The following is a 24,290-nucleotide window of genomic DNA, read 5'->3' as shown; positions in this document are numbered from 1 at the left end:
TTTCCGGGCAACGCGAATCGCGGGGTGAGCCCGGGAAAGCCGGACGACCACGTGAAGCCGCGATGCGAAAAAGGGGGCGCGGGGGACCGCGGGACGGCGCTCGGGGGAAGAGCACCGCCCCGTGCAGTGGGGGGTTGGACAAGATCAGACGGATGTCAGTCGCAGATTCAGCCGAGGACTGCCAGGGCGTCGATCTCGATCAGGAGGCCTGCGGGGAGGCCGACGTAGACCGTCGTACGGGCCGAGGCGGGCTCCTTGAGGCCCTGCTCCTCGAAGTAGGCGTTGTAGATCTCGTTCATCTCGGCGAAGTGGCCGACGTCCGTGAGATAGACGCGGGTCATCATCACGTCGTCCCAGCTCGCGCCGCCCGCTTCGAGGACCGCCTTGACGTTGGCGAGGGTCTGGAGGGTCTGCTCACGCAGGGTCGGCCCGGCGGGCGTCGGCGCCTCGCCCTCGACGGCGGGCAGGAAGCCGACCTGCCCGGCGACCTGGAGGATGTTGCCCTTCTTGACCCCGTGGGAGAACTTGGCGGGCGGGGCTGTGTGGGTGGCGGGGGTGATCGCGGTCTTCTCGCTCATGAAGCTTCCTTCGGGGATGGGGATTTTGAATCGGGCACAGCTCCCGAGTACTCCCGGGTGATGGCGTCGGCGGTGCGGCGCACCAGCGGGAGGAGGGTGAGGAGTTCCTCGGCGGTGACGACGACATTCGGCGCCGAGACCGACATGGCGGCGACGACCCGGCCGTCCGCGCCGCGGATGGGGGCCCCGATGCAGTTGATGGACTCCTCGTGGCCGCCGAGGTCGGTGGCCCATCCCTGTTCGCGTACGACGCCGAGCTCCTTGAGGAACGCGGCGGAGTTCGGGATCGAACGGGATGTGTACATGGGGTAGTCGAGCTTCTCGGCGAGGGCACGGCGCTCGGGCTCGGGAAGGTCGGCGAGGAGCAGTTTCGCCACGGCCGCGACGGTGATCGCGACGGGCTTGCCGATCCGGGAGTACATCCGGACGGGATAGCGGCTCTCGACCTTGTCGATGTAGAGGACCTCGCTCTCCTCGTACACGGCGAGATGGACGGTGTGCCCGATCTGCTCGTTGAGGGCGACGAGATGGGGGTGGGCGATCTCGCGTACGTCGAGGTTCTCGACGGCTTCCTGGGCGAGGGCGAAGAGGCGGGCGCCGAGGCGGTAGCGCTGGTCCTGCTGCCGGTAGACGAGTCCGTGCTCGTGGAGCGTACGCAGCAGTCTCAGCGCGGTGGACTTGTGCACGCCGAGGCGTTCGGCGACCTGTCCGAGGTCGGCGGGTCCCTGGGCGAGCAAGGGAAGGATGCTCAGCGCGCGGTCGACGGTCTGGCTCATGGGATACGTACCTCCTGCGGGTCCTGCGGGCCCTGCTCCGCGGCCGCGGTCCAGCCGGGGCCGAGTCGCAGTCTCCCCCAGTCGCGGTCCTCGAGTGCGGCCAGCCGGTCGGCATGCGCCCGCGTCGGCGGGGTGGCTAGGTCCCCGGCGACGGTGAGGGTGGCGGCGGCCATGAGATGCCCGTGCCGCAGCCGGGCGTGGGCGGGGAGCCCGCGGAGGGTGGCGGAGAGAAACCCGGCGGCAAAGGCGTCGCCGGCGCCGACGTGGGCGACGACGTCGACGCGGGGCGCCGACGCGTGGGTGACGGTGTCCACTTCAGCCCCGCCGGGCTCGGCGCGGCGGGCGTACGCCACCGCACCCTCCGCCCCCCGCTTCACCACGACCACGTCCGGCTCCGGGAGCGCCTCCCGGATCGCATCCGCGCCCCGCACCCCCCATGCCTCCTCGGCCTCGTCCTCGCCGACGAAGACGATGTCCGCACCCCGGGCCAGGTCGAGCAGGACCCGTGGGCCCCCCTCGTCACGCCACAGGCCGGGGCGGTGGTTGACGTCGAAGGAGACGAGCGGGCGCCCCGGGCGCCGAGCCGTCAAGTCACGCATCAGCGCCAGGCAGTCGGCCGACAGCGCCGCGGTGATCCCGGACAGATGCAGGATCCGCCCCGACCACACGTCCTCGTCCGGCAGCGTCGACCGCGACATCGCCGACGCCGCGGATCCCGCCCGGTAGTAGAGGACTTCGTGCGCGCCGTCCGCGCGGTCGCCCGCCGTACGGAAGTAGATCCCCGTCGGCCGCAGCGCATCCCGCTGGACCGCCGAGGTGTCGACGCCGTACGACGCGATCGCCTCGACCAGGTGCTCACCGAAGCCGTCCGCGCCGACGCGGCCCACCCACTTGGCGCTGTGGCCGGACGCCGCGAGACCGCACGCCACATTGGACTCGGCCCCGCCGATGCCGCGTACGAAGGAGGGCACGTCGGCGAGGCGGCCCGGCGCCGTGGGCAGAAACGTGACCATGGACTCGCCGAGGCAGACGATGTCCACGGGTCCGGATCCGGGCACGGTGGCGGTCACGATCGCTCAGGCTCCTCACTGGTCGGCCGCCGGGCGCACCATTGACCCGGCGTTGGCTCGGATGTTAGACAGCCGTTAGCGAGATGCGCAATGGGCGTTGCAGATAATGCAACGCCAGTCGTTACAGGCCCCGAGGAGGATCCATGGCAGGCGACACCCCCGTCGGACGACTCGCCGACGAACCCGTCGACCACCGCTTCAAGGCACTCCCCCCGGACGCCGAGACCGCCCACCTCACCGTCGGCTCCCTCGCCGCCGAGCGCCGCAACCTCTTCACCGGCGGCTTCACCACCCCCGTACTCGCCCTCTCCGCCGAGTCCGTCGAGCACAACCTCGCCCTCCTGGAGACGTACTCCGAGCGCCACGGCCTCGCCTTCGCCCCGCACGGCAAGACCTCCATGTCCCCCCAGCTCTTCGCCCGCCAGCTCGCACACGGCGCCTGGGGCATCACCGCCGCCGTCCCCCACCAGGCCCGCGTCTACCGCGCCTACGGCATCCAGCGGATCTTCCTCGCCAACGAGGTCGTCGACCCGGCCGCCCTGCGCTGGCTCGCACACGAGCTGGACGCCGACCCGGACTTCCGGTTCATCTGTTACGTCGACTCCGTACGCGGCGTCGAGCTGATGGACGAGGCACTGCGAGGCGCGTCCCGGCCCCTCGACGTCGTGGTCGAACTCGGCGCCGGCGACGGCGCACGCACCGGAGCCCGCACGGAGGCCGACTGCGCCGCCGTCGCCGACGCCGTCGCCGCGGCCGGCACCCTCCGCCTCGTCGGCGTCGCCGGCTACGAGGGCGAGGTCCCGCAGGCCGACGGCGACCGCGTGCGCGCCTGGCTGCGCCGGCTCACCGCGCTCGCCGCCGACTTCGACAAGGCGGGCCGCTTCGGCGGCACCGACGAGATCGTCGTCAGCGCGGGCGGCAGCGCCTGGTTCGACGCGGTCGCCGACGTCTTCGCCGAGATCCCCGAACTCTCCCTCCCAGTACTGAAGTTGCTCCGCTCCGGCGCGTACGTCTCGCACGACGACGGCCACTACCGCCACCTCACCCCCTTCAACCGCATCCCCGATGAGGGCCGGCTCCAGCCCGCCTTCCGCCTCTGGGCCCAGGTCGTCTCCCGGCCCTCCCCCGAGCAGGCCTTCGTCAACGCGGGCAAGCGGGACGCGGCGTACGACCTCGATCTCCCCGAGGCCCAGGTCGTCCGCGACGCCCGCACCGGCGAGATCCGCACGGCCGAAGGCATCACCGTCAGCGGCCTGTCCGACCAGCACGGCTGGGTACGCACCACCCCGGAGGCTGACCTGGAGGTCGGTGACTGGGTCGGCATGGGCCTGTCCCACCCGTGCACGAGCTTCGACAAGTGGCAGCTGATCCCGCTGGTCGAGGCGGACGGCACGGTCACCGACTACATCCGCACTTTCTTCTGAGAGGCCGGGCCATGGATCTCGTCATCCGCGACGTGCGCGTCATCGACGGCTCCGGCGGGCCCTCGTACCGCGCCGACGTCGGCCTGGACGGCGGCCGTATCGCCGCCGTACGCCGCCAGGGCGACCCCGCGCTGTCCGCCACCCGCTCCCTCGACGCGCACGGACTCGCCCTCTCCCCCGGCTTCATCGACATGCACGCGCACAGCGACCTCGCCCTGCTGCGCGACCCGGCGCACAAGGCGAAGGCGGCGCAGGGCGTCACCCTCGAAGTCCTCGGCCAGGACGGTCTGTCGTACGCGCCCGTCGACGACGCGACTCTCACCGAGGTCCGCAAGTCCATCACCGGCTGGAACGGCGACGGCAGCGACATCGACTTCGACTGGCGCACGGTCGGCGAATATCTGGACCGCCTCGACCGCGGCATCGCGGTCAACGCTGCGTATCTCGTCCCGCAGGGCACCGTCCGGATGTACGCGGTGGGCTGGGACGACCGCCCGGCGACCGATGCCGAACTCCAGCGCATGAAGCAGCTCGTCGCCGAGGGGCTCGAACAGGGTGCGGTCGGCATGTCGTCCGGCCTGACCTACACCCCCGGCATGTACGCGAACAACGCCGAACTGACCGAGCTGTGCCGGGTGGTGGCCCGCTACGACGGCTACTACTGCCCGCACCACCGCTCGTACGGCGCCGGGGCCCTGGAGGCCTACGAGGAGATGGTCGGCCTCACCCGCGACGCCGGCTGCGCCCTCCATCTCGCGCACGCCACCATGAACTTCGGCGTGAACAAGGGCAAGGCCCCCGATCTGCTCGCCCTGCTCGACAAGGCCCTCGACGCCGGCGCGGACATCAGCCTCGACACCTACCCGTACACCCCCGGCTGCACCACGCTCGTCGCGATGCTCCCGAGCTGGGCGAGCGAGGGCGGGCTCGAGAAGGTCCTCGCCCGCCTGAAGGACGACGAGAGCGCCGAGAAGATCCGCCACCACCTGGAGGAGATCGGCTCGGACGGCTGCCACGGAGTGCCCATCGAGTGGGACACGATCGAGATCTCCGGCGTGAGCGACCCGGGGCTCGCGAGCTGCGTCGGCAGGACGATCCAGCAGTCGGCCGATGCGCGGGGCGAACCCCCCTGGACCACCGCCCGCCGTCTGCTCGTCGACGACCGCCTCGGCTCGACGATCCTCCAGCACGTCGGCCACGAGGAGAACGTCCGGCAGATCATGCGCCACCGCGTGCACACCGGCGGCAGCGACGGCATCCTGCAGGGGCACAAGCCGCACCCGCGGGCGTACGGCACCTTCCCGCAGTATCTCGGCCGGTACGCACGGGAGTTGGGCATCCTCTCCCTGGAGGAGACTGTCGCCCACCTGACCTCCCGCCCGGCCGCCCGGCTGCGCCTGCCGGACCGCGGCCTGGTCCGCGAGGGCTACCGCGCAGACCTGGTGCTGTTCGACCCGGACACGGTCGCGGCGGGCTCGACCTTCGACGCCCCTCGTACGCTGCCTTTCGGCATCCCGTATGTGCTGATCGACGGCAGGTTCGTGATCGAGGACGGTTCGCGTACGGATGTACTGGCGGGCCGCTCGGTCCGCCGGACACCCGCGTGAGTCTCCTCAGCTCACCCCGCGCGGCCTGAACTGGATGCTGATGCGCGGCCCCACGGAGCGCGCCGTCTTCGGCACGGCGTGCTCCCAGGTCCGCTGACAGGACCCGCCCATCACGATCAGATCGCCGTGCCCGAGCGGCCTGCGCAGGGGCAGCCGGTCACCGCTGCGCGGCCGCAGCACCAGATCGCGCGGGTCGCCGACGGACAGAATGGCGACCATGGTGTCCTCCCGGGAGCCCCGCCCATGGGTGTCGCCGTGCCAGGCGACGCTGTCGCGACCGTCCCGGTAGTAGCAGAGCCCGGCGGTGATGAACGGTTCGCCGAGCTCCGGGCCGTAGTGCGCGGACAGCGCGGCGCGGGCCTCGTCGAGGACGGGGTGCGGGAGAGGGTCGTCCTCGCGGTAGTGGGCGAGCAGCCGTGGCACGTCGACCATCTGCTCGTACATCTGCCGCCGCTCGGCCCGCCACGGCACCGAGGAGACCAGCTCCTCGAAGAGAGCGTCGGCCCCGCCGAGCCAGCCGGGCAGCAGATCGATCCATGCCCCGTCACCGAGCACGGTCCGCCGGACGCCCTTCAGCGGACCGAGACGTATCTCGTCGGTCTGGTCGAAGAGTGAACCCTGGAGATGTGCTGCCATGTCTCCAGGGTACCTCCGAATTCGAACATACGAACGGATTACTTGGGTGAGAGCAGCCCTCCGGCAGCGGGAACGGCATTCGCGACGGGGGCGAGGACGCCTCCGGGCGGCGCCTTGATGAGATTTCTGTCGATCTCGCCGGACTGTCCGCGGCCGCCGTCGGCCGTGGCTGCGTGCGCACTGCCCACGGCAGGCACCACCACGGCACAGACGACGGCCGCGACAGCGGCGGCCTTCCTATAACTGATCACGCAAGTCCAACGGCGTGACCTCGGCCCGGGTCACGGTCGGCGGGACTTCGAAGACACGGCCTACGGCTTGGGCAGCGTGCAGCCCGCCCGGCCCAGGTCGATCTTGTTGTCGAGGCCGACGCACGGGACGATCACGTTCGTCTCCTGGGCGTAGTTGATCCCCTGGCGCACCGTGACCTTGCCGTTCTCGTCGACCTCGCACGGGTTGTTGTCGGTGCAGCGCTGGCCGTCCTCGTTGCCGGTGTTGTTGACGGCGACGACCTTGCCGGTGGCGTTGTCGAGGACCGGCGAGCCCGAGGTGCCGCCGATCGTGTTACAGCTGGAGGTGTAGCGGACCGAGTCCTTCCAGGTCCACTCACCCTCCTTCAGGCGGTAGGCGAAGCCGTCGACATTGCAGCTGTAGATCCGCTTCCAGTACCCGGACACGACCTTGATGGCGGTGCCCTGCACCGGGTGGGCGGCGTTCAGTTCGAGCGCCTTGATGCCGTAGCGGCTCTGTATCTGCTCGTAGGTGCTGGTGAGTTGGTACAGCGAGATGTCGGTGTCCGTCATCGTCGCGTACGCGATCTTGCTCGCCCGCAGCGTGGCGACTCTGCTGCCCGCGGAGTTGAGCAGGCTGAAGCTGCGGCTGGACGGCTGATCGACGATGACCTCGCCCGCGGCCGGGAAGCCGCTCTCTATGCAGTGCCCGTTGGAGAGCACGAGGGCCGGGTCGTCCGGCTCCGATGCGGGCATACGCACCACCGATCCGGAGCAGTTGCTGAGCGCCACCGTCCCGGCGAAGTCGACCGCCTTGACGTCGGCTTGGGCCGTGGCCCGGGATGATGCGGTGGTCGTGCCGGCCGGCGCCGTGTCCGCGGTGGTGACCGCGACCGCGGGTGCCGCGCCCGCCCCGAGGAGTGCCAGGGCGAGGCATGCGCCGACGAGAGGCTTGTTCATGTGGGGGTCCCCTCTTGCGACTTCTGTGACCGAAGGGGTCTTCGGTTTGTCATGCGCATTGTTGGGGGATCCGGGTCGGCCGACAAGGGACGGTTTCCGGTCAGGTGCCGTCCATGGCGATGAGTTTGATTTTCATCCGTTACCGGCCATGCGTTACGGCGTTGAAGCAACGTGAAGGCCGCAAGCCCTGCGGTCGAGCTCTGATCTTGCAAGGAGAACTGATGTCGCGTATCGCGAAGGCAGCCGCTGTCGTCGCCGGCACGGGTGCGATCCTGGCCGGTGGTGCCGGCCTGGCCGCCGCCGACGCCGGAGCGCACGGTGTCGCCGCTCACTCCCCCGGTGTCGGCTCGGGCAACGCGGTCCAGGTGCCCATCCACATCCCGGTCAACGTCTGCGGCAACACCGTGAACGTGATCGCGCTGCTCAACCCGGCTTTCGGCAACCAGTGCGTGAACGCCTCGGACTCGGACAAGGACCACGGCGGCTACGGCGACAAGGACCACGGCGGCTACGGCGGCTGATCCCCATCACGAGCACTGTGGCCTCACCCTTGTGGAAAGGGGGAGGCCACAGTCGTGTCACGCCTCGTAGCGGTAGAAGCGCTTGTGGTCCAGGAGCGCGGAGGGCGGCACATTCCACGGGGGCATCGGCTCGTCGAGGCCGAAGACCCGCCCGTACTGCGGATCGGACTCCGGCAGCTTCTTGCGCGGCAGATAGCCGGAGCCCGGATGCGCGCTCTGCCAGCGGGTCCACAGGAGATCAATGAACGCGTGGTGGAGCCAGAAGACAGGGTCGTTGGGCGAGGTGGCGCCCACCATCACCCCACCGACCCAGCGGTGGACCCGGTTGTGGTTGCGCCACCGCTGGGAGCCGCCGGCTCCCCACCCCTCGATCTCGCTGCGGAAGCCCGAGGTCGAGGTGCTGTCCCACGGCGCTGCGTCGTAGAGCGGCTGGCGGAGCGCCTTGGCCACCTCCGCCTTGGTCGGCAGCGACAGGGGATCGGCGGGGCGGCCGAAGTTGCGGGTGAGGAACTTGCCGTCGGTGACCCTGGCCGTGAGCCGCCAGTTCCCGTTGCCGTAGGCGAAGGGGCCCGTCATCACCTGCCGGTCACCCTTCCTGCCGTTGCCTCCGAGGAAGTCCTCCGCCCACAGCGACGACGCTGGTGTGTCGTCCGCCGTCCAGTCCCAGTACGGAATCGACACCCCCGAATCGACGGCCTGCAGGGCGCGTTCGAACTCCAGCAGGTATCTGCGGTGCCAGGGGAAGAACGAGGGAGTCATATGGGCCACCCTCGGACCGTCCTCAGCGTCGGGCACGTAGTACTCGCCGTGCATCCTGACGAACTCGTCGTAGCGCCCTGAGCGCTTGAGCTCCAGAATCGCGCTGACCAGACGCTTCTTCTCCGTACGGGTGAGATTTCGCTGGTTCTTGCGGGTGTACACCGGTGCCGCCCTCCCTCCCGCTTCAGACGCTGTGCAGAGGAGTCGTCGACAACTGGGCGGTGCCGAGTTCGTCGACGGCGGCACGTGCCACCTCACGCAGCGTCGGAAACGACTCGTAGTGGTTGACCAGGCTCAGATAACTGCCGTCCGCCCGCCGCATGACATGCAGCGGGCGTCCGTCGATACGGACCTCGACGCTCGGCAGGGCGACGGCGGCAGCGCGCCCGGTGCCACCGCCGGCAGGCACCATGAAGGCCGCCGTGCCCTGGATGTGGCGGCCGCGGTACATCTCGGTGAACCGCTCCAGCTCACGTCCGGGTGTGCGCGGCGCGCGCGTCGTCGGCCGTCCCGCCTTCCTGGCGAGGATCGGCGCGAGCGCCCCGGCCGTGCCCGCGATCACACCGATGGTGAAGGCCGCGCGCACCACGATGCGCCGGGTGAGGATCCCTCCCCGTATGCCCGCAGCGCCGCTGTGCATGGTGAGGCCCATGCCGTCCGCCCCCTCGCATTCGTCCGCTCTTGTGACTGGCCGTGCTTCGTGCTGACAACGACGGGGCGGCGAAAGGGTTCTCGTCCGGGTGCCCGGGGGTGGGGCTTCCGGCCACCTGGAGGCGGGCGGTCAGCGCAGCAGCAGATCGGCGGCCGGGGTGCCCTGCAGCGTCGGGGTCAGCACGGAGAGCTCCGGCAGGACCGCCTCGGGCCGGCCGAAGAGGTCGGCACGCGGCTCGGACACGGGGGCGCCGACGGAGGCGCCGGGGCTGGTCAGCTTCAGGTCGGTGGCCTCGGAGGCGGCGCGCGCCACCCCGATGTTGCCCTCGCCGAGCGGGTTCTCGACGGGGGCTTCGAGGAGCGTCTCCGGCAGTGTGCTGGTGAACGGCACCTGCGGCACAGTGCCCTCGGGCAGCAGCTTCCCGGTGGCGTAGCGCGGCCCATCGGGGGCGCCGGGGACAGGCACAGGCACTCCGGCGCGCAGGGCCGGCGCCTCGACCGGCAGGACCGTCTCCAGGCTCTCCAGCGGCAGGGTGACCGGAACCGACGGCCCGGCGACGGCGGGTGCGGCCGCCACCGCCGAAGCCATGCACGCCATGAATGCCGCAAGAGACCCGCGGGTGGTCAACTTCATTGGTACGTATGTCCCCTCTGTGCGCAGACTCTCTGCTGCCTGGACCAACGAGCCAGATGGCTGAATCGGTGCAAAGTTCCCCTGTCCGCAGCAACGTGATCGCGTCATGATCCGTCGCGTGGGGCAGGCATGGCCAACTCGGACTACAGGAGGTAGCGGCCGTGTTGCTTCGCAACCTCGTGACCGTGAACTGCCGCTCCTCGGCGCCGGGATCAGCGGCGCAGCTTGCTCACCGGCAGCAGGATGTGGGCCGCGCTGGTGAGCGTGTCCTCGTCGCCGAGGAAGGCCTGGAGCATCTCTTCGGTGACGGGCTTGCCCGGGACCGCCTCGGGCCAGGGGCGGCTGGCCACCATGAAGTGCGCATGGCCGCGCTGCTCGACGGCGCTCAGCCACTCTTGCGGGGCCGCGCACTGGGCAGTCAGATACGGCATGTTGACGACGGCCTTGCCGCCCTCGACGAGCAGCCGGATCGGGGAGTTGTTCGCGCGGGTGGCGTCGTACAGGCCGCCGCCCACCGTGAGCCCAAGCTCGTCGATCACCGCGAGGACGGCTGCCTCGCCCGCCTCGGCGCCCTCTTTGCCGTTGCCCAGGGAGTAGGCGATCAGATAGGGCATGTCGTTGCCCTCTTCGGGATCCCCGGTCCACGCGAGTACTGAAAGGGTGCCCAAATGGCTGCGCACGACGGAGTTTTTAGAAGTGGAAGCAGTGGTCATGGCTCGGCACCCTAATGCCCTGCAGGCCACGGCGACCTCACTCCTTCACCTGGATGGAGGAACTACAACTGCCAGGACGCGATGAGGTTCCCACGGTGCAGTTGAACCATACGATCGTCGCATCGCTTCCTTCCGCGGGCCGTTTCCGTATCTTCACGGCCGCGGTGGCGAATCCCGCCGCTGTGCATCGTGTCGCGAGGATAAATCTCACCGTTACGTGCGACAGGGTCGAAAAACCGTTCCTCCTGTCCCCCAATACCCCAGCGCGGCAGTGACTTCGCCCGCGGGTGCGCGTTGGCGGTCGTATGGCAAGGACCAACGCCTCTGCCCGATGGCAGCGCGTCCAGACGCTCTCAGCCCCGAATCCGGCAAGTCCGCCCGCCGGCACCAGCCCCATCTACGAACAGCTCGCGCGGGAGTGGGCCGCGGCCGGCCGCACCCTGCCCGGCAGACCCGACATGGAGTGGACCCGGCTCTCCCGCTATCCGCCGCAACCGGGGGGCGCCGCCGACACGCTCCCCGGTCCGCCGCCGCGCCGGGGCTGGCTCCATGACCGGCACCCTGCCTGAACCTCCAGCGCCAAGCGCGGACTTGGAGTAAACGATCACGAACCAGCAGTCCCGCGAAGAACAGAATCGACGTAGAACATGTCGAAGTCGCAAAACAGGAGTGCACTTTGTCAGAAAGCTAGTTGGAAATCACGTCAGACTCGCGTACGGCCATCTGGACCTGCCGGCAGGGGCCCTGCCGAAGCCCATAAAACAGCACGTCCGGCCGCTCTCACTGCCGCACAGGAATAAACCATCGGGTGATCGCGCACATCCCATGCGCTGACGGCTCGTTAAGCGGTTGCTCCAAGGACCGAACCGAAAGGAATCGTGTGATGAAGAACTTCGTCAAGGCCGGTGCCATTGCCGCCGCGGGCGCTGCAGCGCTGATGGGTGCCGCGGGTGCGGCTTCGGCCCACGGCAACGGCGCGTCCGCCGAGGGCGCCGCCGTACACTCCCCCGGCGTAGTCAGCGGCAACGTCGTCCAGGTGCCGGTGCACGTGCCGGTGAACGTGTGCGGCAACACGGTCAATGTGATCGCCCTGCTGAACCCGGCCTTCGGCAACAAGTGCGCGAACCTCTGACCACCGAGACTTCGCCATCGTGCCGGGTCCGTCCCCGAGCGACGGGCCCGGCACCGGGCTGTGAATACCTTTGCCGCAAAGGCTGTTCTACCCAATAGCAGGTGATACGAGAATCTTCGCGGTACACGCGATGGTGTGGCGTGTCGAGAAATGCCCGGAACCGGGGGTTTCTCCTCCGGTCAGGTCTCGTTACCCATGTCGACGACGGCGAGAAACGCCGTCGGAGAAAGGGATTCGAAGAGATGAAGTACTCGAGGGTTGCTGCGATCGTTGCCGGTTCCGTAGTGGCTATGGGGGCGGCGTCTCCCGCAATGGCTGCGCCGACGACGCCCATGCCCCCCATGAGCCTCAACGGCGGTCTTGCCGAGACCCTCGGACAGGCGCCGGTGCTGAACGGCGGCAAGAACATGGTGAAGGACGTCGCCGGCACGGCCATGGATGTGAACAACCTCAAGGGCAACGCCCCTCAGGAGGTCTTGAAGACGGCCGGCAAGCTCACGCCCATGCTCGGCGGGGTCGAGCTGGGCGGCTGAACCGGCCGCCCGCGGCAGCGTGTTGGGGAGGGGGTGCGACCGTCGGCGGTCGCACCCCCTCCCACCGTTTTCCCGGCTCAGAACCGAAAAAGGTGGCGCAACCGGTGCGAAGCCGGTTGCGCCACCTTTATGCGTGAAGCAAGGTCAGCGGTTCAGGCAGGCGTTGCCGAAGGTCGGGTTGAGAGCGGCGATCACGTTGACAGTGTTGCCGCAGACGTTGATCGGCACGTGCACCGGCACCTGAACCAGGTTGCCCGACAGCACACCCGGCGAGTGGGCGGCGATACCTTCGGCTCCGGCATTGGCGAACGCGGCGCCGGCGGCGGACCCGGCAGCGAGGCCGGCGGCGGCCAGAACCAGGGCGGCCTTCTTGGCAGTCTTCATGGGAGATAGCACCTTCTGTTCGATGTTCTGCCCAACATTAGGGCTCACACCAATCGAAACGGATTACCCATAGAGATGACACGGCCAACACTGCCGGTGCCCCCTGTTCGGCCCAATTTCCCTACGAGCGCGCCGGCACGGGGCCATTTGAGTGAACCGGGAGAACCAATGCTCGCGGGTGGTAGTTGTCCAGGGAGCTCCACCGGGGGCATCCACGAAACATAAGGACGGAACATGCTCAAGAAGGTTATGGCGACTGCGGCGGCCACCCTCTCCGTGGCGGCCGCGGGCGCGATGATGGCCCCGCAGGCTATGGCCATCGGCAACGACACGGTGACGTCGGACAGCGGCAGCAACTCGACCCAGGTCTACGGCAACTCCGAGACGTGGGGCGACTACAGCCCGCAGATCGGCCTCATCCAGGGCTCGCTCAACAAGCCCTGCATCGGACTGCCCGCCAAGGCCGACGTCGGCTCCGTCGCGGGTGTCGTCCCGATCACCGTCCAGGACATCCTCACGACCCAGCAGAACCAGCAGTGCACCGAGAACTCCACCCAGGTCAAGGGCGACGACCCGCTGTCGCACATCCTCGACAACATCCCAGTCCTGTCCGGCAACGCCGCGACCGGCAGCTGAATCTGAGCATCACACCGAAGACCCCGGCACAAGCCAGTGCCGGGGTCTTTGTGGTGTATGTACGGGAGTTGAGCTCAGCTGGTCCAGAAGTCCCACCAGCGGGTCAGGATGAGCATGCCGATGATGCCGATCCACAGCACCGGCGGCATCCAGTGGAACTCCAGCAGCCCCTTGCGCAGTCCGTCGGGGACCTTGATGATCCGGTGCTCGATGTTGTGCAACGTGACGTAGCAGAACATCACGATGGTGGCGACCCAGGCCAGCGAGCACCACAGGCACAGCGCGTTGATCTCGTACAGCGACTGGTACTGCAGCCAGGTGCAGAAGCCGACCCCGAACAGGCACCCGGCATTGAGCCCCAGCCAGTACCAGCGCCGGTAGCGCGCCCCCGCCAGCAGCGCCACCCCGATCGCGATCACCATCGAGTACGCCACAAGCCCCATCATCGGATTCGGGAACCCGAACGCCGACGCCTGCCCGCTCTTCATGACGTTCCCGCAGGACACCACCGGATTCAGACTGCACCCCGGCGTGAAACCCGGGTCCTCCAGCAGCTTGAACTTGTCGATCGTGATCACCCACGACGCCAGCAGACCCGCCGCACCCGTGATCACCAGCAGCCACGCGAAGGGACGACCGCCGCCGATGTCGCTCCAGTGGGCCCTATGGCGTCTCGGCTGCGCTACGGACACCGGCCCATGCGCTGTCATTGTCATATTGTTTTCACCGCTTCGATTTGCGTGCTGGACGCCCTCATTGTGCCTCAATTCGGAATTGCTCAGACCGCCGCGAATTCATTCGGCAAACGGGTGAATTCGGGGCCGCCCGCCCCTCCAGTAGTGATGGAATGGCCGTGCAGACCGTACATAGCATCTGCTCCGGTTGCAGGCCTCCAGCCGGCGGCGCATTGTGTCGTGGGGCAGTCGTGCCTCCAGTTGGCATGACGCATCCGGGTGGCGCGCGACGATCTGCTCCCATCGGCGGAGGGCCCTGGAGGCCCTCCGCCGATATTTGCGCGCGCACCACATATCAAAATGCTGCGGCATTCGGGTGAATGCGCGGAACCAAACCCCGTTGGGCGCAGTTGATCAGCCTGCTCCACGATCGATCGATCAAAGCGAAAAGGGACACAAAGTGATCAAGAAGATTCTGGCGACTGCGGCCGTCACGGCTTCGATGGTGGGCGTCGGCGCCTCGATGGCCCCGCAGGCTCTGGCCATCGGCAACGACGAGGTGACCTCGGTAAGCGGCGAGGGCGCCTCGCAGATCTACGGCAACTCCGCCACCCACGGCGACTTCAGCCCGCAGATCGGCCTCATCCAGGGCTCCCTCAACAAGCCCTGCATCGGACTGCCGATCAAGGGCGACGTCGGCTCCGTCGTGGGCGTCGTCCCGATCACCGTCCAGGACCTCATCACGAGCCAGCAGAACCAGCAGTGCACCGAGAACTCCACTCAGGTCAAGGGCGACGACCCGCTGTCGCACATCCTCGACAACATCCCGATCGCGTCCGGCAACGGAAGCACCGGCAGCTGAGCACTTTCGGTCGTGAGTCCGCCCCCGAGCGCCACGCGTTCGGGGGCGCGCTCATTCAGGGCGTCAAATGTTCCAATGAAATAGAAAATGCGTCCTGAGAAGCAGGATGAGTGATATCTCAAAGAAACTACTCGGCAGTTGGATAAAGCGGCGACGAGGCATACGAGTGACTTTTCGAACTGGCGGCCATATTGAGGTCTCTTTGCGGGGACCCATTCGTCACTAGTCCCTGCAGCGGTGTTCATGAACAGGGAACTGGCAGCGCAGCGCGACGGTCGCGCCTGCGTACGGCACCACTGCCGAAAGGATCACAGAATGAAGTACAAGAAGGCTGCAGCCGTCGTGGCGGGCATCATCATGGCCCTGGGCGCCGCCGCCCCCGCCATGGCGGACGTGGACGCCGACGGCTTCGCCGTGGGTAACCCCGGCGTCCTGTCCGGCAATGTCGTTCAGGTTCCGATTAACATTCCCATCAACGTCTGCGGCAACACGATCAGCGTGATCGGCCTGCTGAACCCGGCCTTCGGCAACACCTGCATCAACGGCTGACATTCGGTCCGAGCGGCCCCGGGGAACACGAGAGTGCTCCCCGGGGCCTCGCCCTTGCGTGCGGCCCTGCCGGGGTGCGGCTGGCCGATAACGGCCCTAGCCAGCCCCTGCGTTGGTATCTACCATTCCAGTCGATCCGGCTCTTCGAGAAGGCCAAGAAATGTTTGAAGAGTTGACATGTCCATGGCTAACCATGGCCTGTTCCGGATGAACCCCTCACATTTCCCCGATGGGAGAATCATGTCCCGTGCACTTTTCGCGGGCGGCGCGACAGCGGCAATTCTCGCTTCGCTGCTGGCCGCTCAGGACGCTTCCGCGGTCCACATCGCGCCCCCGGACAAAATCACGATCGACGTCGCCACGGTCAATGGATCGGGCTGTCGCCCCGGGTCCGCCGCGGTGGCCGTGTCCGAGGACAACACCGCCTTCACCGTCACGTACAGCGAGTACCTCGCGAAGGTGGGCGTGGGCGCGAGCCCGACCGACTTCCGCAAGAACTGCCAGCTCAACCTGGTCGTCCATGTCCCCCAGGGCTTCACGTACGCGATAGCCAGCGCCGACTACCGAGGCTTCGCGAGCCTCCAGACCGGCGCCACGGCCCTGCAGAAATCGTCGTACTACTTCCAGGGATCGCCGGATACGGCGGCGAGAAATCACGGCTTCAAGGGGCCGCTCGACGACAACTGGCAGGCGACGGACTCCACGGAATGGGGTCAGTTGGTATGGGCACCGTGCGGGGTGAAGCGTAACTTCAACATCAACACCGAAGTGCGCGTGGCCGCCGGGACATCGGACCCCAAGAAAACAACCAGCTTCATGACGATGGACTCGACGGACGGTTCCATCAACACCATCTATCGGCTCGCTTGGAAGGAATGCCCGGAGTCCTGAGCAGGCTCGATGCCCCGGCCGCCCGTTTTTGGTGGCCGGGGCATCGGGCGGGCGGCTTCGGCGAAGATGTGGAGGGTCACCCGTCCGCAGCGAGCGAGGAGCGTCCGCGCAGATGCCCACTTCCGGTCCCACGTCCGGTCCCGGTTCCGGCGCCGCCCGGCCGCCGACGATCGCGGATGTCGCCAAGGCGGCCGCGGTGTCCCGGACGACTGTCTCGCACGCCCTGAACGGGCTCGGCAAGGTCGACCCCAAGACGCGCGAACGCATCAAGAAAGTTGCCGCCGAGCTGGGCTACCGCCCGAATCTGCGCGCCCAGCGCCTGCGCCGTGGTCAGGCCAAAGCCATCGCGCTCGCCTCCTCGATGCCCTTCGCGGTGGCCGGCGGCCCCTCCCATCTCGGGTTCTACATGGAGGTCGCGGCAGCGGCAGCCGAGCGTGCCCTGGTCCACGACTACGCGCTCGTGCTCGTACCGCCCGTGCAGTCGGGTTCGGCGCTGTACTCCGTGGACATCGACGGCGCGATCGTCGTCGAGCCCGACGTGAACGACGCGGCCGCGGCGCAGCTGCGCGAGCGCGGCCTGCCGTATGTGGCGCTCGGGCGGCCCGTCTCGCCCGAGGACGACGCTCCGTACGTCGATCTGCGTGGCGGCCTGGTCGCCGAGCTGCTGCTGACCCATCTGCGCGAGCAGGGTGCCCGCCGTCCAGCCCTCCTGATCGGCGCGGGTTCCCGCCATTCGGCGGTGGACGCGCGCGCGGCGTTCGAACGCGTGGCGGCGGAGCACGGCTGGGCCCCGATCGTGGTGACGGCTCCCGAGGAGGGCGGCGAGCAGGCCGGATACGACGCGTGCGCGGCGCTGCTGGCCGACCACCCCGGGACCGACGCGGTGTGCGCGCTGGTGGATGCGTTCGCGGTGGGCGCGGTCAGGGCGATCCGGGACAGCGGCCGCCGTATCCCCGACGACGTCCTGGTGGCGACGCGCTACGACGGCCTGCGGGCCCGGACGTGCGAGCCACCGCTGACGGCGGTGGACCTGCACCTGGACGAGGCGGCGTCGGCGGCGGTGGAGCTGCTGCTGGCGCGGTTGCGGGGGGACGTGGTCGTGGGAACGATGGGGGCGGTGCCCGAGCCGGAGGTGATTGCCAGGGCGTCGTCGTTGCGGGGAGGGGGGTGACGCCTGCGGCGGGCCGTGCCCGTCCTCACGTGCCCAGCATCAGCACCGCCCCCGACACCACCGCGAACCCCAGCACGAACAACCTCATCTGCCGCGCGTCCACCCGCCCGTGGACCAGGCGGCTCAGCCACGCGCCCGTCGCCAGGGCCGGAAGCAGCACAGCCGCCCAGCCCAGTTGGGACGCGTTTCCCCGGCCCGTCGCGAACAGCAGTGCCAGGGACGCGACTTCCCCCACCAGGAAGCAGACCGCGACCGTCGAGCGCAGTTCCGCCGGGGGGCGGTGCTGGTAGACGAGGGCGAGCGGCGGGCCGCCCACTCCCGTCGCCGTTTCCGTCAGACCGGTGACGACGCCGGCGCCCACGTACGCCCCGCGCCCCGGCGTGAACACCGGTGCGGCCAGGCTCACCAGGGCCGCGAGGACCGTCGCCGCCCCCACGAACAGGCCGATTCTGCGGTCCGGGATCACCCACAGCAGGGCGAGTCCGGCCGGGGTCGCGGCGAGGCGGGCCGCCGTGATCCAGCCCGCTCCCCGCAGGTCCAGCGAGGATCGCTCGCGCCAGGCTACGTACAGATTCAGCGGGATCATCGACGCGAGGACGAACACCGGGACCAGGGCTGGATCGAGCAGCCCGGCCACCGGCGCGACGATCAGTGCGAAGCCCAGGCCGCTGGTGCCCTGGACGAACGCGGCGAGCGCCACCGTAACCGCGAGGACCGCCACCGTCTCCGTGCTCACCGCGCCGCCCGTGCCTGCGTGGACGTGGGGTGCGCGCGGGTGATGGAGGCGCGGCCCACCACCTCGCGGGCGAGTTCGGCGGCCTGCCGTACCAGCGCCGGGCCGTCCCAGTCGGTCGGCCTGCCGCGCCACAGCCGCAGTCGGCCGCCCACGTACACCGCCGTGATCTGGTCGCGGTTGCCTCGCCGTACGAGCTCCCAGGGCAGATCCCAGGACAGCCCCATCTCCGGTGTGCAGACGTCGACGAGCAGGAAGTCGGCGGCGGCGCCCTCGGCGATCCGGCCCGTACGCGCCCCGAGTCCGGCCGCGTCCGCGCCACCGCCGGTGCCGTGCTCCAGCCAGGTCCAGCCGGCGCCGCACGAGGAGTCGCCGCCGGCCATCCCGTACGCGAGCCGCTGCGCGAACTCCGCCGCCTCGGCCAGCCGGAACGCGTCGCCCCGCGTGCCGTCCGTGCCCAGGCCGAAGCGGATTCCGCGCTCGGCCATGGCGGTCGCCGGGGCGACTGCGTTGCCCTTCCAGGCGCTGGCGACGGGGTTGTAGCTGACGGCGGTCCCGGTGCCGGCGAGCAGGGTCAGCTCGCCGGGCGTGAGCAGGGTGGTGTGCGCGGCGAGCAACTGCGGACCCAGCGCGCCGACTTGGTGCAGATACTCAAGGGGCCGCACGCCGTGCCGTACGAGCGAGCGCTCGACACCGGCCAGATGCTCGTTGACATGGATCGCGGCACCCATACCCGCCGGAAGATCTCCGACGGCTCCCCGTAGGCGAGCGCCGATCCGAAGCTCTGCGTCAGGTGGTGGTGCGTGTCGATGAATCCGGGCATGAGGAGATGTCCGGGCAGCCGGACCGGCGTCAGATCCGGATGCGTACGCTCCAGCTCTGCCGACGGTCCGACGGCGCGGAAGAAGCCGTCGGCGACGACGACCGCGTGGCCGTCCATGATGCCTTCGGTCATCAACACCGCATCGGGTAGGAAGAGTTGCGGTTCGCCGCTGCCGGTGAGGAAGTCGGCTGTCAGGTCGTGGTTCATCGGTCGCTTTCCGTGGCGAGGGCAGAGGCGGGGGCAGTGACGGGGGCCGGGTCGCGCGTCAGCCGCGGACGTACGTGGTGGAAGAGGATGTTGAGGACGGCGGCCACGAACGCCCCTACGGCGACGCCGCTTTCGAGGAGGATCCGTACGCCCGACGGGAAGCCTGTGTACACACCGGGTATGAGGATCGGCAGCAGCCCGAGCGCGAGCGCGACGGCGCAGATGAAGGTGTTGGTGTGCCGGTCGAGGTCGGACCGTCCCAGCATCTGCACGCCGAGCACGGTGATCACGGCGAAGACGACCATGGCGGTGCCGCCGACGACGGCCGAGGGGATCACGCTGATGGCGCGGGTGACGGGCGCGAGGAAGCCGATGACGATCAGTACGGCCCCGGCTGCCGCGGTGACGTAGCGGCTGCGTACGCCGGTGACGCGCACGATGCCGATGTTCTCGCCGCTGGTCACCATCAGGGGCAGCCCGAAGAGACCGCCGGCGAGGGAGGTGACCGCGTCGCCGCGGATGGTCTTGGGCACGTCGGCGCGCTTGTCGATCTCCTTGCCGACGGCCTCGGCGTTGATGACGGCAGCCGAGATCCGGCCCGGACGGAGGCCAAATCGATTCGGCCAAATCGATTTGGCCGCCAGTATGTGAGCGCGGAACGGGACCGTCAAGGGGCCGGGACCATCAAGGGGGTCACTGTCAGTGGCAGTCGATAGCGTCACGCCCTCGATCGAGGGGAAGAGGGCCCACGCATGGAGTTCCGGACAGAGCGCAGCACCTTCGCCGATGCCGTCGGCTGGGCGGCGCGCGTACTTCCCACGCGGTCGCCCGTGCCCGTGCTGGGCGGGCTACTGCTCGAAGCGGACGGGGACCGGCTGCGTATCTCGGGACTCGACTACGAGGCGTCGGCCCGTATCGAGGTCGAGGCGGAGACCGTACGGCCCGGAAAGGTGCTGGTCATGGGGCGCCGGCTGCTCGACATCTGCCGTGTGCTGCCGAAGGGGCCGGTGGACTGCGCGGTGGAGGGATCACGCTTCTCCGTGGCCGGTGACGGCGCCCGGTTCGGGCTCTCGGTGCTGCCGCTCGACGACTGTCCGGCGCTGCCTGAACTGCCGGACTTCCGCGGCGAGGTGGACGCGGAGGCGTTCGCCGCGGCCGTCGCCCAAGTGGCGGTGGCCGCGGGCCGCGACGACGCGCTGCCCGTCCTCACCGGAATCCGGGTGGGCCTCGACGGCGGGACGATGACGCTGGCTGCGACGGACCGGTACCGCTACGCGGTGCGCTCACTCGTATGGCAGCCCGAGTCGCCCGATGTCGCGGCCGATGTCGTCGTGTCCGCGCGCCGGCTGACCGAGATCGCCCGTTCCCTCGACCGGTCCGGCACGGTGCGCGTCGCCCTGGACGGCGGCTCCATCGGCTTTGAGAACGGCGGGATGCGCATCACGAGCCGCCTCCTGGAAGGCCGACTGCCGCGCCACGACAAGCTGTTCGCGCTGGACCGGCCGATCGTCGCTTCGGCGGACCTGGGCCCGCTGCTCGACGCCGTACGGCGCGTCGCCGTGGTCGCGGAGGGCGACAGCCCGCTCCAGCTCGCGTTCTGCGACAACTCGGTCCATGTGCAAGCCGGTTACGAGGACGACGTCGCCTCACAGAGACTGCCCGCCGTCCTCACGAGCGCCGACGATGTGACGGTCGCCTTCAACCCCTCGTACTTGATCGACGCGCTCGCCTCCTTCGACGCGTCCGTCGTCCGGTTCGAGCTGCTGGGCCCCGGGCAACGCGCCATGCTCACGGGCCTGTCACCGGCTTCGGACGACGGGGCGCGGCCCCTGCATCAGCACCTGCTGATGTCAGTGAAGCCACTGGTCTGACCGGGAGCCCTGGCCGAGAGCAGCGCCGGGAGATCGGGCGGCCACAGGGCGTCGGGTGAGTCCGCCAGCTCCCGCGGGGTCCACCAGCGCCAGCTGAGGATCTTGTCCTCGGCGTGCGCGGCCGCGACATGGTCCGCGGGCTCCCGGCGGGGACCGTCCGCCAGATAGATGTGTTCGTGCTGGCGCACGGGGACACCGGCCCGCGTGAAGTCGTGCTCCCAGGTGCACAGCAGCGCCCCGGGCTCCAGATCGGTCCAGCCCGTCTCTTCACGCAGCTCGCGCAGAGCGCCCTCCTGCGGGGTCTCACCGGGCTCGAGACCGCCGCCGGGCATCGCCCAGTGGACGCCGACCTCTTCGTTGTCGTAGCGGAAGAGGAACACAGCACCATCGGGGTCGAGTACGGCAACGCGCGCTGCCTGACGGGGTATTCGCATCCCGGCACCGTAACTCTGGCGTGCAGCACGCTCGATGGCCGGTCAGCCACCTGCCGTCCGGCCGCCCGCCCGTCAGCCGAAGCCCACCCTCTCCAGCCAGAAGTCGAGCAGCTCCTCGGCGCCGAAGATCTCGATGCCCTCACTTCGCGCGGGCCGCCGTCCGTACACCACCAGCAACAGCCCGGTCAGCGGGCCGCGTACCGCGACCGCCGACTTCTCGTGGGCGCGGCGCCAGGTGATCGTGTCGCCGGTGAGGTCCACCACCCACTCGGCCGCGGCCTCCGGCGGGGTGTCGGTGGCGTGGAGGTGCACCGTGCGGCCGGGGCCGAGCAGTTCGCGCTGCTCGGGGTGGTAGTCGAAGACCTGCGGCAGCGAGCCGAGTTCCATCCACTCGTCGAGAGCGTCGAGAGCGACCTCCTGGCCGGCGGTGAAATCCGCGCCGATGGCCAAGGTCGCGTCCGCCCGGTGGACGAGCGTCTCGTGCGCGAAGCGCCGGGCGAAGAAGGCCGCCGTCTCCCCCGGGACCGGGGTCCACACCTTCGCGTCGGGGCCGGCCGCCCGCAGGGTGTCCGCCAGTCGCGCGCCGCCCTCGGTGAGCCAGGGTCCGAGCACGGCAGGGTCCTCGTCGGCGTACGGGGAGAGATCGCGGAAGTGATCGTCGGAGGCGGGCTCCGTCGCCCGGGTCCTTACCATCGCCTCCACCCAGCGCTGACCGCCGCCGAGATGGCGCACCAACTGGCCGACGTTCCAGCCGGGGCAGGACGGCACGGGCGTCGTGAGGTCCGCGCCGTCGACGCAGGTCCTCAACAGCTCGGTCTGGGTGACGATTTCCGCGCAGTGGCGGTCGAAGCTCAGCGGAGTCATGGCGCCCACCGTAGGCCGCACCACCGACAAGGTGACGAGGACAACACCGGACCTTCCGCTTCCGGCCGCAACAACGCAAACCGCAGGCGTACGGACCGTACCGACGGCCCTTTCGAAGGGAAGCGGGCGCTCTCACCGGCCGATGCAACAAACCGGACATTCGCGCCAGGTCCCGGTGGCCGAAAACACCAAGCGATCAGCTTTACGCGCCCGTAAGCTCACGGACATGCAGGTGATCCAGTCGACGAAGCTCGCAAACGTCTGTTACGAAATCCGGGGCCCCGTCCTCGAGGAGGCAATGCGGCTTGAAGCAGCAGGTCACCGCATCCTCAAGCTCAACACCGGCAACCCCGCGGCCTTCGGTTTCGAGTGCCCGCCCGAGATCCTGGAGGACATCCTCCGCAACCTCGGCGACGCACACGGCTACGGCGACGCGAAGGGCCTGCTGTCCGCACGCCGCGCGGTGATGCAGCACTACCAGACCAAGGGCATCGACCTGGACGTCGAGGACATCTACCTCGGCAACGGGGTCTCCGAGCTGATCCAGATGTCGATGCAGGCGCTGCTCGACGACGGCGACGAGGTGCTCGTACCGGCCCCGGACTATCCGCTGTGGACCGCGTCCGTGTCGCTCGCGGGCGGCACCGCCGTGCACTACCGCTGCGACGAGCAGTCCGACTGGATGCCCGATCTCGCCGACATCGAGCGGAAGATCACCGACCGCACCAAGGCGATCGTGATCATCAACCCGAACAACCCCACGGGTGCGGTGTACGACGACGAGATGCTGCGCGGCCTGACCGAGATCGCCCGCCGGCACAACCTGATCGTCTGCTCCGACGAGATCTACGACAAGATCCTCTACGACGGCGCCACGCACACGCCGACCGCCACGGTCGCGCCGGACCTGATGGTCCTGACCTTCAACGGGCTCTCCAAGAACTACCGCGTGGCGGGCTACCGCTCCGGCTGGCTGGCGGTCTGCGGCCCGAAGGCGCACGCCGCCTCGTACATCGAGGGCCTGACCATCCTCGCCAATATGCGCCTGTGCGCGAACATGCCCTCGCAGCACGCGGTCGCCACCGCGCTGGGCGGCCGGCAGTCCATCGAGGACCTCGTCCTGCCGGGCGGGCGGATCCTGGAGCAGCGGGACATCGCGTACGACCTGCTCACCCAGATCCCGGGCGTGACCTGCGTCAAGCCGAAGGGCGCGCTGTATCTGTTCCCCCGGCTCGACCCCAAGGTCTACAAGATCAAGGACGACCGGCAGATGGTGCTCGACCTGCTGCGCGCCGAGAAGATCATGGTCGTGCACGGTACGGGCTTCAACTGGCCGGAGCCCGATCACTTCCGGATCGTGACGCTGCCCGCGGTGAAGGATCTTGCCGATGCGGTGACGCGGATCGGGACGTTCCTGGACGGCTACAGCCAGCCGTAGGCCCTCTCCGGCACGCCTTACCGGATCCAGCTCAACTTTAGACGGAATCCAAGCTAGGATGGTCTCCTGACGACCCACGCAGGAGGCCATCCCATGTACGAGCCGATCCGCACCAAGTCGGTCGACCGCATGCAGGCCGACTACCCGCACCGCAGCCGCGAGGAAGAGCTGGACATCCAGCTCGCGGGTCACCTGTCCGCGCTCCTCGCCGTCACCGACGAGCTGGGCCTCGACGAGGCCGGCGAGCGCATCGCCGAGCAGGTCGCCCGGCTGCGCGGCGCGCCGCCCGCCCGGCACGCCGGTCTCACCACCGCCGACCCCGGTGTCCTCCACCGCCGCGCCCACGCCATCGCGGGCCGTGCCCTCGTCGTCGCCGCCTCCCGCGCGGACACCGCCGCCGCGATCCTCGCGGCCGAGCGGATGGACGTGCACTCCGCCGCCCTCGAACCGGCAGGCGCCCACTGACGGCCCCGGCCCGCGTGCCGCAGAGGCGCGCGGGCCGGGTGCCACGTAAGAAAAAGATCCGGCC

The 24,290-nt window shown here is 69.2% G+C and carries 30 protein-coding genes and 1 pseudogene; 14 read left to right on the top strand and 17 right to left on the bottom strand.

The features are described from left to right. Positions 1-167 precede the first annotated feature (167 nt). Genes ABZS64_RS15360 through ABZS64_RS15350 form a run of 3 tightly spaced genes read right to left on the bottom strand, consistent with a single transcriptional unit; the run spans position 168 to position 2,424 of the window. The gene (locus ABZS64_RS15360) at positions 168-578 is read right to left on the bottom strand and encodes a RidA family protein (RefSeq protein ID WP_355828631.1); all 411 of its coding nucleotides are present in this window, start codon (positions 576-578) and stop codon (positions 168-170) included. Further along, complete coding sequence (locus tag ABZS64_RS15355) at positions 575-1,354, bottom strand: IclR family transcriptional regulator (RefSeq protein WP_355828628.1); 780 nt, start codon at positions 1,352-1,354, stop codon at positions 575-577. The genes ABZS64_RS15360 and ABZS64_RS15355 overlap by 4 nt, the downstream gene beginning before the upstream one ends. Continuing rightward, a complete protein-coding gene (locus ABZS64_RS15350) occupies positions 1,351-2,424 on the bottom strand; it encodes a sugar kinase (RefSeq protein ID WP_355828625.1) in 1,074 nt (357 codons plus the stop codon). The genes ABZS64_RS15355 and ABZS64_RS15350 overlap by 4 nt, the downstream gene beginning before the upstream one ends. Positions 2,425-2,567: 143 nt before the next feature. Here ABZS64_RS15350 and ABZS64_RS15345 point away from each other — a divergent pair, with 143 nt between their 5' ends. Next, complete coding sequence (locus ABZS64_RS15345) at positions 2,568-3,848, top strand: amino acid deaminase (RefSeq protein WP_355828623.1); 1,281 nt, start codon at positions 2,568-2,570, stop codon at positions 3,846-3,848. A gap of 11 nt (positions 3,849-3,859) precedes the next feature. Beyond that, complete coding sequence (locus ABZS64_RS15340) at positions 3,860-5,455, top strand: D-aminoacylase (RefSeq protein WP_355828620.1); 1,596 nt, start codon at positions 3,860-3,862, stop codon at positions 5,453-5,455. Between the two features lie 6 nt (positions 5,456-5,461). Here ABZS64_RS15340 and ABZS64_RS15335 read toward each other — a convergent pair whose 3' ends face one another. From ABZS64_RS15335 to ABZS64_RS15325, 3 genes are read right to left on the bottom strand one after another with little or no spacing between them, the layout of a single operon-like run. Next, positions 5,462-6,091 (bottom strand): alpha-ketoglutarate-dependent dioxygenase AlkB, encoded by a 630-nt coding sequence (locus ABZS64_RS15335; protein ID WP_355828618.1) that lies wholly within the window; start codon positions 6,089-6,091, stop codon positions 5,462-5,464. Between the two features lie 38 nt (positions 6,092-6,129). Then, on the bottom strand, positions 6,130-6,342 hold the full coding sequence (locus ABZS64_RS15330; protein WP_355828615.1) for a hypothetical protein: 213 nt from the start codon (positions 6,340-6,342) through the stop codon (positions 6,130-6,132). A gap of 60 nt (positions 6,343-6,402) precedes the next feature. Continuing rightward, positions 6,403-7,281 (bottom strand): serine protease, encoded by an 879-nt coding sequence (locus ABZS64_RS15325; RefSeq protein WP_355828613.1) that lies wholly within the window; start codon positions 7,279-7,281, stop codon positions 6,403-6,405. Positions 7,282-7,502: 221 nt separating this feature from the next. Between ABZS64_RS15325 and ABZS64_RS15320 the strand changes: the two genes are divergently transcribed. Next, entirely contained in the window at positions 7,503-7,802 is a 300-nt protein-coding gene (locus ABZS64_RS15320) for a chaplin (RefSeq protein WP_355828610.1), read from the top strand. A gap of 57 nt (positions 7,803-7,859) precedes the next feature. On the opposite strand, the gene ABZS64_RS15315 is transcribed toward ABZS64_RS15320, so the two are convergent. The 4 genes from ABZS64_RS15315 to ABZS64_RS15300 form a co-directional block, all read right to left on the bottom strand. Further along, the gene (locus ABZS64_RS15315) at positions 7,860-8,723 is read right to left on the bottom strand and encodes a tyrosinase family protein (protein WP_355828607.1); all 864 of its coding nucleotides are present in this window, start codon (positions 8,721-8,723) and stop codon (positions 7,860-7,862) included. Between the two features lie 22 nt (positions 8,724-8,745). Then, on the bottom strand, positions 8,746-9,213 hold the full coding sequence (locus ABZS64_RS15310) for a tyrosinase family oxidase copper chaperone (protein WP_355828605.1): 468 nt from the start codon (positions 9,211-9,213) through the stop codon (positions 8,746-8,748). 129 nt (positions 9,214-9,342) lie between these two features. Then, on the bottom strand, positions 9,343-9,801 hold the full coding sequence (locus ABZS64_RS15305; RefSeq protein ID WP_355828602.1) for a hypothetical protein: 459 nt from the start codon (positions 9,799-9,801) through the stop codon (positions 9,343-9,345). A 257-nt stretch (positions 9,802-10,058) separates the two neighbouring features. Then, complete coding sequence (locus tag ABZS64_RS15300; RefSeq protein ID WP_355828599.1) at positions 10,059-10,559, bottom strand: DUF5949 family protein; 501 nt, start codon at positions 10,557-10,559, stop codon at positions 10,059-10,061. A gap of 305 nt (positions 10,560-10,864) precedes the next feature. Here ABZS64_RS15300 and ABZS64_RS15295 point away from each other — a divergent pair, with 305 nt between their 5' ends. The 3 genes from ABZS64_RS15295 (at position 10,865) to ABZS64_RS15285 (ending at position 12,224) form a co-directional block, all read left to right on the top strand. Next, positions 10,865-11,128 (top strand): hypothetical protein, encoded by a 264-nt coding sequence (locus ABZS64_RS15295; protein ID WP_355828596.1) that lies wholly within the window; start codon positions 10,865-10,867, stop codon positions 11,126-11,128. A 368-nt stretch (positions 11,129-11,496) separates the two neighbouring features. Further along, positions 11,497-11,691 (top strand): chaplin, encoded by a 195-nt coding sequence (locus ABZS64_RS15290; protein ID WP_355828836.1) that lies wholly within the window; start codon positions 11,497-11,499, stop codon positions 11,689-11,691. A 341-nt stretch (positions 11,692-12,032) separates the two neighbouring features. Continuing rightward, complete coding sequence (locus ABZS64_RS15285) at positions 12,033-12,224, top strand: hypothetical protein (RefSeq protein WP_355828593.1); 192 nt, start codon at positions 12,033-12,035, stop codon at positions 12,222-12,224. A 144-nt stretch (positions 12,225-12,368) separates the two neighbouring features. Here the strand turns inward: ABZS64_RS15285 and ABZS64_RS15280 are convergent, their stop codons facing one another. Further along, on the bottom strand, positions 12,369-12,608 hold the full coding sequence (locus ABZS64_RS15280; protein ID WP_355828590.1) for a chaplin: 240 nt from the start codon (positions 12,606-12,608) through the stop codon (positions 12,369-12,371). 234 nt (positions 12,609-12,842) lie between these two features. Between ABZS64_RS15280 and ABZS64_RS15275 the strand changes: the two genes are divergently transcribed. Next, positions 12,843-13,244 (top strand): rodlin, encoded by a 402-nt coding sequence (locus ABZS64_RS15275; protein WP_355828587.1) that lies wholly within the window; start codon positions 12,843-12,845, stop codon positions 13,242-13,244. A gap of 74 nt (positions 13,245-13,318) precedes the next feature. On the opposite strand, the gene ABZS64_RS15270 is transcribed toward ABZS64_RS15275, so the two are convergent. Next, positions 13,319-13,960, bottom strand: coding sequence for a vitamin K epoxide reductase family protein (locus ABZS64_RS15270; protein ID WP_355828584.1), 642 nt, complete (start codon positions 13,958-13,960; stop codon positions 13,319-13,321). A 418-nt stretch (positions 13,961-14,378) separates the two neighbouring features. On the opposite strand from ABZS64_RS15270, the gene ABZS64_RS15265 reads away from it, so the two are divergent. From ABZS64_RS15265 to ABZS64_RS15250, 4 genes are all read left to right on the top strand, one after another. Then, on the top strand, positions 14,379-14,780 hold the full coding sequence (locus ABZS64_RS15265; protein ID WP_355828582.1) for a rodlin: 402 nt from the start codon (positions 14,379-14,381) through the stop codon (positions 14,778-14,780). Positions 14,781-15,095: 315 nt separating this feature from the next. Then, positions 15,096-15,329, top strand: coding sequence for a chaplin (locus ABZS64_RS15260; protein WP_355828579.1), 234 nt, complete (start codon positions 15,096-15,098; stop codon positions 15,327-15,329). A 240-nt stretch (positions 15,330-15,569) separates the two neighbouring features. Beyond that, positions 15,570-16,220: a DUF4360 domain-containing protein gene (locus tag ABZS64_RS15255; protein ID WP_355828576.1), complete on the top strand. Its 651-nt coding sequence runs from the start codon at positions 15,570-15,572 to the stop codon at positions 16,218-16,220. Between the two features lie 112 nt (positions 16,221-16,332). Next, positions 16,333-17,391, top strand: coding sequence for a LacI family DNA-binding transcriptional regulator (locus tag ABZS64_RS15250; RefSeq protein ID WP_355828573.1), 1,059 nt, complete (start codon positions 16,333-16,335; stop codon positions 17,389-17,391). A 25-nt stretch (positions 17,392-17,416) separates the two neighbouring features. Here ABZS64_RS15250 and ABZS64_RS15245 read toward each other — a convergent pair whose 3' ends face one another. From ABZS64_RS15245 to ABZS64_RS15235, 3 genes and pseudogenes are all read right to left on the bottom strand, one after another. Beyond that, positions 17,417-18,127, bottom strand: a complete 711-nt coding sequence (locus ABZS64_RS15245) for a sulfite exporter TauE/SafE family protein (RefSeq protein ID WP_355828570.1) — start codon at positions 18,125-18,127, stop codon at positions 17,417-17,419. Further along, positions 18,124-19,154, bottom strand: a pseudogene (locus ABZS64_RS15240) (amidohydrolase family protein). The gene ABZS64_RS15245 and the pseudogene ABZS64_RS15240 overlap by 4 nt, the downstream one beginning before the upstream one ends. Beyond that, the gene (locus tag ABZS64_RS15235; protein WP_355828567.1) at positions 19,151-19,825 is read right to left on the bottom strand and encodes a solute carrier family 23 protein; all 675 of its coding nucleotides are present in this window, start codon (positions 19,823-19,825) and stop codon (positions 19,151-19,153) included. The pseudogene ABZS64_RS15240 and the gene ABZS64_RS15235 overlap by 4 nt, the downstream one beginning before the upstream one ends. Positions 19,826-19,906: 81 nt before the next feature. On the opposite strand from ABZS64_RS15235, the gene dnaN reads away from it, so the two are divergent. Continuing rightward, complete coding sequence (gene dnaN, locus ABZS64_RS15230; protein ID WP_355828564.1) at positions 19,907-21,025, top strand: DNA polymerase III subunit beta; 1,119 nt, start codon at positions 19,907-19,909, stop codon at positions 21,023-21,025. Here dnaN and ABZS64_RS15225 read toward each other — a convergent pair. Next, the gene (locus tag ABZS64_RS15225; protein ID WP_355828561.1) at positions 20,989-21,459 is read right to left on the bottom strand and encodes an NUDIX domain-containing protein; all 471 of its coding nucleotides are present in this window, start codon (positions 21,457-21,459) and stop codon (positions 20,989-20,991) included. The two genes, dnaN and ABZS64_RS15225, sit on opposite strands and share 37 nt — an antisense overlap. 72 nt (positions 21,460-21,531) lie before the next feature. After that, a complete protein-coding gene (locus tag ABZS64_RS15220; protein WP_355828558.1) occupies positions 21,532-22,323 on the bottom strand; it encodes a maleylpyruvate isomerase family mycothiol-dependent enzyme in 792 nt (263 codons plus the stop codon). Positions 22,324-22,549: 226 nt separating this feature from the next. On the opposite strand from ABZS64_RS15220, the gene ABZS64_RS15215 reads away from it, so the two are divergent. After that, entirely contained in the window at positions 22,550-23,761 is a 1,212-nt protein-coding gene (locus ABZS64_RS15215) for a pyridoxal phosphate-dependent aminotransferase (protein ID WP_355828556.1), read from the top strand. Between the two features lie 93 nt (positions 23,762-23,854). Continuing rightward, complete coding sequence (locus tag ABZS64_RS15210; protein WP_355828554.1) at positions 23,855-24,226, top strand: hypothetical protein; 372 nt, start codon at positions 23,855-23,857, stop codon at positions 24,224-24,226. The last annotated feature ends 64 nt before the right edge of the window (positions 24,227-24,290 follow it).

The organism is Streptomyces sp. NPDC005408, assembly GCF_040606445.1.
GTDB lineage: Bacteria > Actinomycetota > Actinomycetes > Streptomycetales > Streptomycetaceae > Streptomyces.
Note: the sequence above shows the minus strand (reverse complement) of the source record. Positions and strands in the feature narration are given on the sequence as shown.